The organism is Odoribacter sp. AF15-53 (assembly GCF_003479425.1).
Lineage (GTDB): Bacteria > Bacteroidota > Bacteroidia > Bacteroidales > Marinifilaceae > Butyricimonas.
In genome coordinates this window covers 195,989-210,599 of record NZ_QUHC01000008.1, presented here as the reverse complement: position 1 = coordinate 210,599, position 14,611 = coordinate 195,989, and the positions used below count along the sequence as shown (strand labels likewise).

Here is a 14,611-nt window from a genome sequence, read left to right as displayed (position 1 = left end):
AAGGGTCAAAGTCGCGTGGCTTTTCCAACATGGGCTAACCCATTTTGGTTCTCGTCTTCCATCAAAGAACCGACATTCTGCACAAGATAACAATCAGCATATCCCGGTTGGGCTGCCGTATGGCGGATATAATAAGTCAACCCGTTCTTTAGCTTACCGTAACGGAAGGTATTGGAATCCTTCTGGGCGATGGCAAAACAATGAGAACACAGGAACAACAACAATAGTAAACTTCTCATAACACGCTTAATCGATCTTGAATCATTTGCTGTAATTGTACCATCAACTGTTTGTTCTCAATCTCCGCACTCACGATAAAAGCCTGATTATAACACTGCTTTGCCTTTGCCCGATCCCCAGTTTCTTTCCAACAATCTCCCAACAGACAAAGTACGCGAGTTCTCAACTGTACGGACATTTGCGGAAAAGCTAACGCTTTTTCCAACCATGGAATCACTCTCGGGTAAGCATTTTCAGGAATATTACCTTGATATAACGAGAATAAATCTTCCACCGGTCCCGTATAATTATTAACCGTCAATGTCGAGCTTGCTCCTTGAAAATATTTATTCATATTTTCAAAAAACACATCCAAATTCTTTCGATACAAATTATAATACCCGTCTGCAAGAAAATTAACAGCTTCAAAAGCTGTAAGATTCCCCAACGGTATCCCATCGTAAACCTGATTCAGGTCTCCGTTCAACCGCTCTAGCTCCTGCTTGTATTCTACCTTGCCATTACGACACAAGGATATGATATATCCGTTATACAAACTGATAATATACTTGTTCACGTCAGCCTTCCCCACTTGTTCCACGTATCCCTGATAATTCTTCACCAAAGCATCAAAAATCGGGTCATTCTTATCTTTTTGCTGGTGAAATATTGTCAGTAGAGTAAAATCCTCCGGGGTCACCATTTTATCCAATGTTTTATCTGCTACGTAAGCATCGAACAAGGACTCTATACGAGTAATCCATTTTTCCCGGTTGTATCCCTCCTGTGTACCGATAAAAGCCGGAGCTTGCAATAAAAACTCTTGTCGCAAATCCAAATTTTTCTTTTCCTTCTTAACTTTCTCGTACAACTTTTCAAAACTCAAAGCTTCTCCCATAACGACCTTAGCCTCATGCACAAAAGCAGCAGGCTCTTTTGTGCCGTTAATAGATTGAAGTACTTCTCCTTTCACGTTAAGAAACAACATTGTAGGTAAAGCATTTATCTTGTATTTTTGTACTAACGCTTTGTTCTCGGGAGACTCAACATTCAACTGGCAACAAACAAAATTCTTGTTAAAATATCCCCCTACTTCAGGTAACACGAAAACCTGCTCCCCCATCAGTTTACAAGGCACACACCAATCTGCATAAAAATCTACAAAAAGATTCTTTTTTTCCTTTTTTGCTTTCGCCACGGCATCTTCAAATGTCCCTTCAAAAAAAGTAATCTGGGCAGATACCGTTCCCAGTAATCCTAAAAATAGGATCACCAACCATAATTTAATATATTTCATTGCAATAAAATTTAAAGAAAAAGTGTGTCAAAATCCACGAAATGGACTTCATCTAAAAGCGGATTTTGACACACCCAAAAAACAATTAGTTATTTCTCACTTCAAACGTGAATATATCCTCCAAAATAGCCGTATGACCTTCATTTTCGATCTTCAGAGACACGGTATAATAGCCCACGGGAGAATCCACCTTTGCATCAACATACATCCGTCCTCCCCCGATAACAGTCATATATTTAGCAAAATCATCGGCAGCTGCCTGCCCGTTACTACTCTTCACTCTATAAAGAGAATAGTGCAACGGTTCGGTTCCTAACACTTGTTCAATCTGAGCCGTAGTCCATGGAATATTTTTATCTATTTGCTCTTGAAGTTGAGAAATTTGCTCCCGGAGTGTATAGGGATCAGCTAGCCCGATATTCCCGCACATCGAAGAAATTGTATTTTTCTGAGAACGGATTTTTCTTTCTGCAGGAGCTACAACCTCATCTTTCCAATATGTATATTCCTCAGTAGCTTTATTCAACAACTCTTGGTAATACTCCTTATCTGACGCCGGAGCATTCAGCCAAGCTATTCTCGCCCGCTTATAAGCTTCATATAACTCATCCCTTTTGCTTGACAATGAAACAAATTCCTTTTCCAATTGGTCGGTCTCTGCCAGCAGGTTTTGAATTTCCGGAGTATACTTCTCAAAAACACTTTCCAATTCGTTGATATTATCTTCTAGAGCAGAAAAACGTGTAACCTGCAAAGTATCCATTGAATAAGAAGCTTCAGTCGTGTACAAATAACCGACAGTGACATCATTACAACCTGCAAGCAAGGATATCACCCATAACATGGCAATATATAAATGTAGTTTCATCATTTCCTTTTTCTTAAATTTTATTCAAATCAAAAGCATATCCCATGGCCTGTACGACACCGTTATTTGTCTGAATATCTGTCGACACAACCCTAAAACTGACAGAACCGGAATTAGTCCTGATATACAATGAAACTTCTCCCGCTTCCTCTATTTGCATATAAGGTTCCTGGTGAGTCCACATAAATACAGATCCCCTTAGTGTCTGTGCTTCCATGCCATCCACTTTTTCCCCTGTATTGGCAATAATCTGTCCTCTAGGAATATCGTTGACCATCAATCGCTTCGGCACGATTAACTTGCACAAGATATTCTTACAGTCCTCAACCGGAATATCTATCACCCTCTTGTACCCATTTTGCAACATATAATTCAGGATACTCAAGTTTGTTACACCAAAGAATGTAATTTGCTCATGTTCCCCCCGTCCTTCAAACAATTCTTTTAAACCGGCATGCTCAATCATAATCATTGTAGAATCCCAATCATGTGGTTGTGTATGAAAATATTCCCACATAGAACAATCATGAACACCGTCAGACAACCCCCCGTCGTGATAATTCCATTTTGTACATGATCCTAATGCTAACACCATAACAAGGATAACTCCTTTCAACATATATGTTATTTTTGCCATTGCCAATAAGTATTTTGAGTCATTAACGTATTTTTTTCAAAAGCCCCACTACCAACCGGAGCGTAAAGAGCTCCATTTTTTATATCTTGATCTGTAAGTTCTTGAAACTTACCTTTCAAATATTTTTTGTAATAACCGTTACGCACAATATCAAAATAAAATTGCCCCTCTCCAAAAAGTTCGCGTCTCCGTTCGTCAAAAACTTCTTGACGTAAACTCTCCTTATCCGTGGGCCCGTTATAATCGGTCAATTCCGCACGAGCACGCACCCGGTTCAAATCATCCACGGCTGTTGTTAATCCAAGATTTGCCCTGCATTCCGCACGAAGCAAAATTAAATCGGCCAACCTCCATACAATCCAATCTCCATCCGTAGCAATTACTGGACGATCCTGTACAAATTGCGTATTCTCTTGAATAATTACGTCCCTCCATTTTGCAATATGTGCGCAAGGACTTGCCTCTCTTCCCACCTCTACAAAATCACCCACTTCATCATCCCATTCTGTCAGCGGATAAGTCAATTCACCCAACTGATACCAGAACTCCCGCCGCCGTGCATCATTTTCATCCGGATAAATACTTTCTACCGTTTCCACGTAAATTTTCGTATAGTCATCCCAATAATCCTCCGCAAGCAAAGCGATCGTCGACTCGTCCGTTGTCGTATAAGGATAAGTCATCAACATCTGGCCCGGGAGTTCAGCCTTAAAACGGGTTTCATATTGACGATCAATATCTATCGGATCATTATCTATACAAAAAATTGTCTCCACGCTCGACCTCGCTTTTCCGAATACATTCGTGATCAACCCGTCAATACTTTCCAAGTCGTATGCACCGGCTCGTCCTTCAATCACCTCCGAAGCGTAAGATTCGGCCTCTTTCCAATATTTCTCCTCATGCGTCAAACCTCCCATCCAAGCGTAAATATTTGCCAACAACGTATTCACCGTTCCCAAGCTAGCATATTGTTTGGAAGTAATCTGTTTCCCATTCACATCTCTCAACTGATCATAAGTCGGAAGAGTCAAAGCCAATTTTGCCTCTTTAGCCGCTTCTTCCAGTACTTCTAGGGCAGGCCGTTTACCCTCCGGGGCTATAGACTCAGAACCTTTAGATATGGGAGCATTTCCCCAAATCTGGGCAAGCCGGAAATAAGTCATTGCTTTAGAGAAATGAGCTTGTCCCAACCAGAACTCAGCCCTTTCCTTGGATATATTTTCAAAACGATACTCATTCTCTATAATCACGTTAGCCATATATATCGCCTCATAAAAATTGGCCCAACTCACATTCAACACCATACTTTCCTCGGGCAAATAAGTATCAGGATCCAATGTCCAAAATCCCTGATAAGTCCACTCAATATTATCGGCATCCAAAGAATTATAAAATTGAGGTTGATCCCCCACGCAAATATTCTTCATGTAGGAAGCAATACCGTTATGCAAAGCCTTAAGTTCTTCCTCATTTTTGAAGTAATTGACAAAAGTCACCGAATCTTCCGGCTCGACAGTTAACCAATCATTACATGAAAACAGGGGAACAAATAATAAAAGTATTAATATTTTCTTCATGTGCTTACAATTTAAAAGTTTACAGACAAACCCACGGTAAATTTGCGAGGTAAGGGATAAGACCCCATATTATCCACACCTTGGGTAGGATTTACCAGTTCCGGATCTAAACCGGAATAATTTGTCAATAGGAACAAATTCTCTCCCGTAATAAATATTCTAGCCCCTGAAATTTTCAACTTATTAAGAACCCGTTCCCCGACATTATACCCTAATGTCAGTTGCTTTAACCGCAAGAAACTAACATTTTCGATATCACAATCATAACGTCCACTTGTTTGATTCATCAAATAAGCATACACTTGAGATTTCGGGTAATCAGCCTTAGAACCTGCCTCCGTCCAAATTTTCACATCATTGACATCCACGAACAAAGGTTTTGCGCTCCCATTTGCCGTCATACTCACATCATCGTAAACTTTCACGATATGACGCCCCAGTGAATAGTTGAAGAAAATATTCAGGTCAAAATTTTTCCAGCGAAGTTGGTTAATAAAACCACCGTGAGCTAAAGGTAGAGGACTCTCTGCAAAATAAACATCAGCATCCTCGGTAATCCTACCATCCCCGTTCAAATCAACAAGCCGCCGACTCCCCGGAAGATAAATCCCAGCCGTAATTCCAGAATAAAGAGGTTGTACCTCCTTATTAGCTAAATAATAAACCGGAACTTCATCTAATGAATTATAGAACCCGTCTGTTTTAAAAACCTTTATCTGATGTAAAGGTTTTCCGATAACCTGTTCCATAAAATCAAAACCGTCAGCACTTTTTTCAAAACGATTCCAATTTCGTGAAGCATTGAATTTCATTTTCCATTTTACTGCCGTGTGTCTCAAAATATCAGCCTCCAATTCAAGCTCTAAACCTTGATTGGAAATCGCCATTCCGTTCTGCCATTGGAATTGATGGTAATAAATATCTCCCGGCAAAGAAATTTGATTCAGCTGTCCCTTCGTGTAACGGTAATAATAATCTATGACAAGTCGCAAGCGATAATCCAGAAAACTCAAGTCAAATCCCAAATCATATTGATTAGTCTCTTCCCAACTTAATTTCTTGTTAATAACTCCTCCTCTTATATCTGGGAACATGGCTATATCCCCATGAAAGGTTGTTCCATTAGCAGACAATAATCCCTGAGACAAATAACGTTGACTGAATTTCTGACCGGAGACCCCCCAGCTCGCCCGTATTTTTCCAAAACTCAACCAATAGAACGGTTTCATAAACTTTTCATCCGAAAAAGTCCACCCCACGGCTATAGAAGGGAAAGTAGCCCAACGCACATCTTCCCCGAACACAGAAGAACCATCCCGCCGAAGTGTTGCTTCAAATAAATACTTTTCTTTATAATTATAAGTCAAACGCCCGAAATAACTATTCATCCGTTCTTCTGAAAAACCTGAAGAGTAGTCAAAAGCAGAGACATAAAAAGGATTATCCGCCGTACCCGTATTATTCAACCCGTTAGCTCCTCCCCAACCGGCACCGACATAATGAATCTTATCATTCGGCCCGTTCATCGCTTTCCCTTTATTACTAAAGGACTGGTCTTTTTGGAACGACAATCCTAGCATAATCTTCAAATTATGCTTATCCAAATAATTAAACGTATACGTCAGCAAATTTTCATTCAAGATCGACAAATCTTTCGTAATCGTCCCTTCCGAACTGGAAAAATGTGTATAGGCATCTAGAGCCCGTGGTTTAAAGGTATTCTGATTCTGTTGATTATAATCGATCCCTGCAGATACCCTCAAATATAAATTACGTGCCAATTCGTAATCCAACGCCAGATTATAACGTAAAGAATAGCTTTGATTTTTCTCCGAAATCTCGTTATACTTTTGAATAATTAAATCACCAATAGCTCCTCCTCCCGGCAACAGAGTAGAAGTCGTTTTAGCCTCAGAACTAATTCCTTCAAACTTACTTCCCCCGGCTCCCGCGGAAGTTCCCCTACTACGATCACTGTAAGTAAGTCCCAACTGCGTATCCATGCGCAAACGTTTAGTCGGATGGGCAGTTAAATTAGATAATATGTTAAAACGCTTAAAATCAGTATTGATTGCGATTCCTTTCTCGTCATAATAACCGGCTCCAACCATGTAACGCACGTTCTCCGATCCCCCGGATGCTTGCAAGTTCGCATTAACCACTCCCGCGGTCCTGTAATTTTGACGATACCAATGCGTTGAGTTATTGTAAAAAGGGTTCAAACTATCTTGTAACACCACGGCATCTTGAGGCCCCGTTTTCCCCCAAAACCAGTTATACATGGGACCGTTAGTGCTCTTATTGGCGTAGACCTCTTCATAAGATGCAGGAATTTTCCACTCTCCGGATGCGGTTTTGTAAGGAGCAACCGTGTTACGCAAAGCATTTAAAAAAAACAATCTTTCGTACCGTCCTCCTGACTGTTCCGGAGCTTTCGGCAACCACGATGCAGAGTAAGATACATTAGCATTGAATTGTGCTTTCCCGGCACGCCCTTTTTTCGTGGTAATCAAAATAACCCCGTTACCCGCACGAGAACCGTAAATGGCTGCCGAAGCCGCATCTTTCAAAACCTCAATGGACTCGATCATAGAGGGATCCAAATCGGATAAGGTGTTTGCCCCTGTTACCGAAGATGTAAATGCCTGCATAGGCACCCCGTCAATTACGTATAGGGGAGTCCCGTACTGCCTGTCAGCACCTTCTCCCTCCATGGCCAAAGAATTATAACCACGGATAGCAACCAAAGAACCGCCACCACCGGGAGACCCGGATATATTACTGACCTCAACTCCGGCCATATGCCCTTGCAACAAATTCTCCAAACTATGAGTCGGCAATTCTTTTAACTCCTCTCCTTTTACGGATGAAATTGCACTGATCACAGTACGCTTTTTCTGGGAGCCATAAGCCACGACCTGAACTTCATCCAACCCGGAAATATCCTCCTCCATTTTCACCACCACCAACTTCCCAGCCATATAAGCAACTTTCTTTGTTTTAAAACCGACAAAGGAGAATACTAACGAACCTTTCTCCCTTGGCAAGGGTAAAACAAAACGCCCAGCAGTATCCGTTGACGTGCCGAACTGGGTACTGTCTAAAAGTACCGTAACACCCGGCATTGGCACATTGTTTCCATCAACGACCTTGCCTTCGATCATATACACCTTTTTCTTTTCCTCCTTTATAGCACGGATTATCACCACGTTATCATCATAAGAAAAAGTCAACCCTAATGAAGGTAACCACTCTTTCAATACCTGATCCAAAGGTTTGTTCTGAACTTTCAGGCTTACCAAACCCTTTTGCTGAATCATCTGGTTATTGTACAAGAAATCACAACCGGCCTGTACACTGAGCTCCGTGAAAATAGTCTTTAAAGAAACATTCTCCATCTCCACGTTTATCACAGCCTGTTGAGAATAAACATTAGCTTGTACCGAGATGAAAAAAACAAACTGAAAAAGACAAAATAATTTCATAAAGATTAACATTTTCCGAATAAGAATACCCCGTGGCGCTCTTATTCGAATTCGACTTTTTTGCATACTTTTGTTTTTAAAATTACACATGGTACAACAATCATCTTACACATACTTGTTGTACTTTACCTAAAGTTGGAAATTCCCCAATTTCCAACTTTTATTTTTTCCTTATCACAACATTTTTTCCATTCAATTCAAATTCAACCAAATCCGTCTGTTCTATTTTTTTGAATAATCCCTCCACACGATCATATCGCCTCAAACGTCCCGTGAACTCCAAAGATTTAGCCTCCGCATTTGCGTAAAAAACATTCAGATCATACCACAAAGCCAAGGTTTCCATAATCTCCTCCAACGTCATCTGATCAAACTTATAATACCCATCCTTCCACGATGTATGTAACTTCGTGTCAACAACCTTCACTTCGAACCGGTTGTTTTTCTTGTTATAAACAACCTGTTCTCCCGGTACGACGTTTATCTGTTCCTTTCCATTCGTTATCTGAATTCGTCCTTGTTCCAAGGTCGTCTCTATCCTTTCACGCTCAGGATAAGAAGTTACGTTAAAGGAAGTCCCTAATACCCGAATTCGTACATCTCCTGCCTGCACGAAAAAAGGACGACATTCATCTTTTGCCACCTCAAAATAAGCCTCTCCTTTCAATCCCACCTCTCGCTGGTCTCCGGAAAAAACAACAGGATAATAAATTTCCGAACCGGCATTTAAAAATACCCTTGTGCCATCTGCCAGCACGACACTATATTCCGATCCTCTAGGAATCATGAGTGTATCATATTTTATCTCTAGTGGAGCAACAGAATCATACGAGTACCTTAACGTGTAATCAGCATTGGCAATCCGGATGCTATCTTCACGAATCATCATCCCTTGATGTTTATCAAGTTCAATCACTTCTCCCGTATTCAATTTCAAGTAAGCTTTGGAAACATCCATTTTTTGAAGATCTCTAGGAGCGCCAAGATCCTCTGCCTCTATTCCCGATCTCCAGAACATCAGCACAAACCCCAACAAGACAGCAGCAACAGCTACCCCGGAATAATACCATCCTATCCTCCGGTTTCTTTGCCGCCGCCGCACCTCCTTTTCCATTTGTTCGAGAACAAACTCTTTCCGACAAACCGCCTTTTCCCTCATCAAACGGGAACTCCGAAACATTCCTTGAAGGAGTTCCATGTCCTTTTCTTCTGCGTGTTCCTGCAGCCATCTTTCAACTTCCTGTTGCTCTTTTTCCGACACACACTCTCCCGCCAAATAAGCAGCTATTATTTCATGAATTTTATCACTCATTATTATTCCTTTTTCCCTAAAGGAACCTAACTATTCATTTCGGGTGACAGCAGGAAACAATTTTTTTGAAAAATAATACTAGAATTAATGCATCACCCGCACCGAGTGCTTGCCGTAGAAATTGAAAGGCCCTTCCCATCTGTGTTTTAACAGTATTAATACTGATACCTAAACAATCTGCGACCTCTTGGTATTTCATCCCTTCCATACAAACCATATGCAATACCCGCTTACGTTCTTCCGGTAGCATTTCTATTGCCAGATACAACTTTTCAATTAATTCTGAATTCTCTCCCGACACCTCACCATATAATTCATCGCGAATCTGCTCGTACTTACCTTCCCGCCGACGGGTATTTCGCAAATAATTCAAACATCCATGTTTTACTGCCGAGAAAAGATAATGTTCCAGACTTCCCTGCAACAAAGAAAAACGACGATTTACCCAAAAATCTACAAAACACTCCTGAACAATATCTGCAGCCTCTTCCGCCTCACCAATAAACTGAGTCGCAAATAGGACCAAAGAATCATAAAATGAATCATATAATAGACGAAAACCTTTCCGCTCGTCATCTTTAAATTGTAATAATATCCTCTCCGAGTTTTTCATTCCAATATTTGATCCGCATTTTACGGCCTAAAAATAATAAAAAACTCTTATATATTCCGTATCAATTCTCCGAATGATATTTCGCCTTTCGGTTCTTTCAAATTACCCGGCTTTGGCTAAATCATCTGACGGACATGGGCTCGTGTGAAAAGTTAGGAGGATCAGCCTCCAAAGTGTTATCTTCGCATGTATAATAAATATGACGTTGATGAAAGGACTTCTAGATTTAATCTTACCGTGCGAGCTCCTCGGTCATTTCGAGGTGGTGAACGTAAGCAGCACTGCGGCATCATCTTTTTGCGGGCATGGTTTATGATGCCGACTACAGGTTACACGTGCTGCATCCCGTGCGGTAGTTAATCTTTTTATTTCGTAAGAAAATCTTTTCAACGTTATTTCCTGCTTCTTTAGCTCCCTGTAGAAATTCGTTGCGCAAAGTGTCGGAATTCCCGCCTTTACGGGGATTCTATTGAAAAATTGCAAGCTAAAAGATAAAATTACTATATTTGTGAATAAAATTTTAATAATAATGGCATACCAGTAGAATTTCATGCACGTGTACAAAAAGATAATTTGGCCGTTTTGGGGGAAAATTTACAGGGGGCAATTACATCGGAATTTTCATTTGGGTGGATTAGCTGGTAAAAGTAAACCGAGAGTTAAACTAGAAATTTGGATAGTGTCTCCCAAAGTGTATAGATAACTGTTTTTTGATTATAGAATTATTATTATGGAAGAGCGAATAAGACAATATATTAAGGATATCGAGAAGGCGCAAGATATTAAAGTGCTTCTTGCTTGTGAGACGGGATCTAGGGCTTGGGGATTTCCTTCCCCGGATAGTGATTATGATGTAAGGTTGATATATCGGCATCGTATGGACTGGTATTTGTCGCTTTTGGAGCCGAAAGATACTTTCGAAGTAATGCTGGAGGACAATAATTTTGATATTTCGGGTTGGGATATTCGAAAAACGCTAGGATTGTTATGGAAATCAAATCCGCCGTTGCTGGAGAGAATTCAATCTCCGATTGTTTATGTGGCGGATGAAGAATTCCTGATAGGAATGAATTCGATTGCACCTCGTTATTATTCACGAGTGGCAACGATTCACCATTATTTGAGCATGGCTAAAAAATGCTTTGAAGAGATAAATGGCAAAGAGAGCTATAAGTTGAAAAAGTTTTTTTATGCATTGCGTGCAGCTGTTGCTTGTCGTTGGATCTTGGAAACAGACCGAATGCCCCCGATTCAATTTTCTGAAATGTTGGAAGGAATTCATGTTTCGGGAGATTTGTACGAACGTATCGGAGAGTTGATCAAGTTAAAATCCGGGGAGAACGAGTCTTATTTGCATAAAGGAGAAGAGGCGTTGATCGCTTTTATTGACGAATCAATCGCTTTAGGAGAGGAACGTGGTAAATGTTTGCCAGCGGCTAGTGGAGATATGTTCGAGTTGGATACTTTTTTCAGGAATATTGTAAAGAAAGAGCTATGACAATATCTGATCTGAAATCTGGGGAATTGATCATCTTGGAATGTATTAGTGGTAGCCGGGCGTATGGTTTGGATACTCCTTCTTCGGACACGGATATAAAAGGTGTTTTCTTGTTACCGAAAGAGGATTTTTACGGGTTGAATTACGTTCCTCAGGTAAATAACGAGACTAACGATATCGTGTATTACGAATTACGGCGTTTCGTGGAATTGCTATCTCAAAATAATCCGAATATATTAGAATTGTTAAATACCCCGGAAGAGGCGATCTTGTACAGACATCCATTTCTAGCTGAAATTAAGCCGGAAATATTTCTCTCGAAATTGTGTAAAGACACGTTCGGGAATTTTGCCTTGTCGCAGATCAAGAAAGCGAAAGGACTGAAAAAGAAAATAATGAATCCGTTAGATAGGGAGAGAAAGAATATCCTCGCTTTTTGTTTCGTGGATTATGCTCAGGGGGCGATTCCCTTGTTAAAATTTCTGGAAATCAGGAAATGGAAACAGGAGGATTGCGGTTTGGTAAATATCCCTCACATGAAAGATATGTACGGACTTTATCATGATGCGGATGGGGGATACCGGGGTATCATGAAAGACGAGTGTTCTAACGAGGTTGCTCTGAGCTCTATTCCTAAGGATCGGGAACGCATAGCTTTGTTGTATTTTAATAAAGACGGTTATTCTACTTATTGCAAGGAATACAAAGAGTACTGGGAGTGGGTAGAACGACGTAGTGAGGAGCGTTATCAGAATACTTTGTCTCACGGAAAGAACTATGATGCCAAGAATATGATGCATACTTTCCGGCTTTTGGAAATGGCTATCGAGATCGCCAAAGAAGGGCGGGTAAATGTTCGGCGTCCCGAACGGGAATTCCTTCTGGCAATAAAGAGTGGGGAGTACGAGTACGAAGAATTGCTTCGTATGGCAGAGGTTAAACAGGTTGAAATGGAACAGGCGTTTGCGAGTTCTATTTTGCCGGAGCTCCCGGATGTGGAGCGGATAAATCGGCTTGCGTTTGAGTTGCGGGAGAGATTTTACGCGAGGAAATGACTTAGGCGTGATTTTCTTTATTTTGTTGTTTCAGAAATAATACTTACTTTTGTCTCTATAAACTTAATACTTACACGAATGAAGATGTCTAAATAACAAAGTCGGTTGTAAAAACCGATACAAGTCTCCGAAGTCCATGTGATAGGAGCATCGGGTTTTATTAATTAGTTCATGTGCACGTCACGATTATCTGAAGATTGTGAAATGCCGACTTTTAATTTAGAGATCATGTATCCAGTCCAATAGAACGAATTGCGTTATTCTATGCATTCATTAACACGGGAACAGGCTTTTGATTGAGCCTGTGGGACTTTTGTATATATGCTATCGCCCGATACGAGTTAATCCGATATTTATTTTTTTATTTGAAAAGCTTATGAGTGAGATAATAGTAAAACAGGTTACGTATGTTCATGCCGATAGAGAATCGTTATTTCAAAATATTAGTTTTAGCGTGCCTTCCGGTAGTAAGGTGGCGTTGATCGGGAATAACGGTTCTGGTAAATCGACATTATTGAAAATAATCGCGAGAGAATTACTTCCGGAATCGGGGGAGATTATCGGGGCAGAGAATGTTTATTACATCCCGCAACATATGGGGCAGTTTAATGATTGGTCCGTGGCGGAAGCTTTGCGGGTAGACCGGAAGATCAAGGCTTTGCGGGCGATACTTGCGGGTGATGCGGGTGAATATAATTTTACGGTTCTAGGTGATGACTGGGAGATAGAAGAGAGGAGTTATGCGGCCTTAACGGATTGGGATTTATCGAATGTATACCTGGAACAGAAGATGTCTTCTTTGAGTGGGGGGGAGAAAACGAGGGTTTTTCTTGCTGGGATACAAGTTCATTCGCCTGACGTGATTTTATTGGATGAACCGACCAATCATCTGGATAAATGGAGTCGGGGTAAATTGTATGATCTGATTTGTTTGGGTAGGGCGACAGTGCTTGTGGTAAGCCATGACAGGGTATTGCTGAATCGACTATTCTCGATGTTAGAGTTGGGGAACAAGGGAATAACGCTATACGGTGGTAATTTTGATTTTTACAAGGAACAGAAGGAAATGCATTTGAATGCCTTACGAGAGCAGGTAGAGGAAAAACAAAAAGAATTACGACTGGCGAAGAAAATTGCAAGAGAAGCAGCAGAACGGCAACAAAAACGGGAAGTGCGGGGGGAAAAGCAAAGTCTGCGTAAGGGGATTCCACGTATTATGATGAACACCTTGAAGAATAAGGCGGAAAGGTGTACTTCCAAGTTGAGCGATGTGCATGCCGAGAAAATAGATTCGATTTCAACCACGCTTTCGGAAAGTAGAGCCTCTTTGTCTGGTGTGGAGCAAATGAAAGTGGATTTTAATTCCTCTCAACTGCATGAGGGAAAAATATTAATCTCGGCCGACGGGATTAATTTTGGCTACCAGTCAGAAATGTTGTGGGAAGAGGTACTTACTTTTCAGATCAAAAGTGGTGAACGTGTCGGTTTGGATGGAAGAAATGGTTCCGGGAAGACTACTTTGTTGAAATTATTGCTGGGACAGTTGGAGCCGACCAAGGGCACATTAACCAGGGCGGATTTCAAGTATGTGTACGTGGATCAGGAGTGTTCTATATTACGGAATGAATTGACCGTGTACGAGCAGGCAGAATGTTTCAATGAACAGAATTTTCCGGAGCATGAATTGAAAATGCGTCTGAATCGCTTTCTGTTTCCGCGGGAAGTCTGGGATAAACCGTGTTATAAATTGAGTGGTGGAGAGCGGATGCGCCTCGTGTTCTGTTGCCTGATGATCGGTAACAATACTCCTGACGTGTTCGTGCTGGACGAACCGACGAATAACCTGGATATATTAAATATTGAAATTATCACGTCTGCGATTAAGGACTTCCGGGGGACCGTGATCGCTGTTTCGCATGATCGTTATTTCATGGAGGAAATAATGGTAAATAGGTATATTTTAGATAGTGTTTCAAAAAGTGTGTAAATCCCAGTAATTTTTATTTTTGTAATGACCAATTTCAAAAATGAATTATTATGGAATTTA

The 14,611-nt window shown here is 40.8% G+C and carries 11 protein-coding genes and 1 pseudogene; 3 read left to right on the top strand and 9 right to left on the bottom strand.

The window, feature by feature from the left end:
• Positions 1 to 5: 5 nt before the first annotated feature.
• The 9 genes and pseudogenes from DWW52_RS16010 to DWW52_RS21395 form a co-directional block, all read right to left on the bottom strand.
• Positions 6 to 239, bottom strand: a complete 234-nt coding sequence (locus DWW52_RS16010; protein WP_118716511.1) for a hypothetical protein — start codon at positions 237 to 239, stop codon at positions 6 to 8.
• Positions 236 to 1,516, bottom strand: coding sequence for a thioredoxin family protein (locus tag DWW52_RS16005; RefSeq protein ID WP_118716510.1), 1,281 nt, complete (start codon positions 1,514 to 1,516; stop codon positions 236 to 238). The genes DWW52_RS16010 and DWW52_RS16005 overlap by 4 nt, the downstream gene beginning before the upstream one ends.
• Positions 1,517 to 1,601: 85 nt before the next feature.
• A complete protein-coding gene (locus tag DWW52_RS16000; protein ID WP_148315388.1) occupies positions 1,602 to 2,387 on the bottom strand; it encodes a hypothetical protein in 786 nt (261 codons plus the stop codon).
• A gap of 10 nt (positions 2,388 to 2,397) precedes the next feature.
• Positions 2,398 to 3,021 (bottom strand): hypothetical protein, encoded by a 624-nt coding sequence (locus tag DWW52_RS15995; RefSeq protein WP_117722443.1) that lies wholly within the window; start codon positions 3,019 to 3,021, stop codon positions 2,398 to 2,400.
• Positions 3,009 to 4,601, bottom strand: a complete 1,593-nt coding sequence (locus DWW52_RS15990; protein WP_118716508.1) for a RagB/SusD family nutrient uptake outer membrane protein — start codon at positions 4,599 to 4,601, stop codon at positions 3,009 to 3,011. Before DWW52_RS15990 ends, DWW52_RS15995 begins: the two co-directional genes overlap by 13 nt.
• 11 nt (positions 4,602 to 4,612) lie before the next feature.
• Positions 4,613 to 8,086, bottom strand: coding sequence for a SusC/RagA family TonB-linked outer membrane protein (locus DWW52_RS15985; protein ID WP_233556942.1), 3,474 nt, complete (start codon positions 8,084 to 8,086; stop codon positions 4,613 to 4,615).
• A 160-nt stretch (positions 8,087 to 8,246) separates the two neighbouring features.
• Positions 8,247 to 9,398 carry a FecR domain-containing protein gene (locus tag DWW52_RS15980; protein ID WP_118716506.1) on the bottom strand — a complete coding sequence of 384 codons (1,152 nt, stop codon included), beginning with the start codon at positions 9,396 to 9,398 and terminating at the stop codon, positions 8,247 to 8,249.
• A 34-nt stretch (positions 9,399 to 9,432) separates the two neighbouring features.
• Positions 9,433 to 10,011, bottom strand: coding sequence for an RNA polymerase sigma-70 factor (locus DWW52_RS15975; RefSeq protein WP_118716505.1), 579 nt, complete (start codon positions 10,009 to 10,011; stop codon positions 9,433 to 9,435).
• A 273-nt stretch (positions 10,012 to 10,284) separates the two neighbouring features.
• Positions 10,285 to 10,447 (bottom strand): annotated as a pseudogene (locus tag DWW52_RS21395) (flavodoxin family protein); the annotation flags it as partial.
• A 294-nt stretch (positions 10,448 to 10,741) separates the two neighbouring features.
• Between DWW52_RS21395 and DWW52_RS15965 the strand changes: the two are divergent.
• From DWW52_RS15965 to DWW52_RS15955, 3 genes are all read left to right on the top strand, one after another.
• The gene (locus DWW52_RS15965; protein WP_118716504.1) at positions 10,742 to 11,509 is read left to right on the top strand and encodes a nucleotidyltransferase domain-containing protein; all 768 of its coding nucleotides are present in this window, start codon (positions 10,742 to 10,744) and stop codon (positions 11,507 to 11,509) included.
• Positions 11,506 to 12,564: a DNA polymerase beta superfamily protein gene (locus DWW52_RS15960; protein ID WP_118716503.1), complete on the top strand. Its 1,059-nt coding sequence runs from the start codon at positions 11,506 to 11,508 to the stop codon at positions 12,562 to 12,564. Before DWW52_RS15965 ends, DWW52_RS15960 begins: the two co-directional genes overlap by 4 nt.
• A 376-nt stretch (positions 12,565 to 12,940) precedes the next feature.
• Complete coding sequence (locus tag DWW52_RS15955; RefSeq protein ID WP_118716502.1) at positions 12,941 to 14,551, top strand: ABC-F family ATP-binding cassette domain-containing protein; 1,611 nt, start codon at positions 12,941 to 12,943, stop codon at positions 14,549 to 14,551.
• Positions 14,552 to 14,611: the final 60 nt, after the last annotated feature.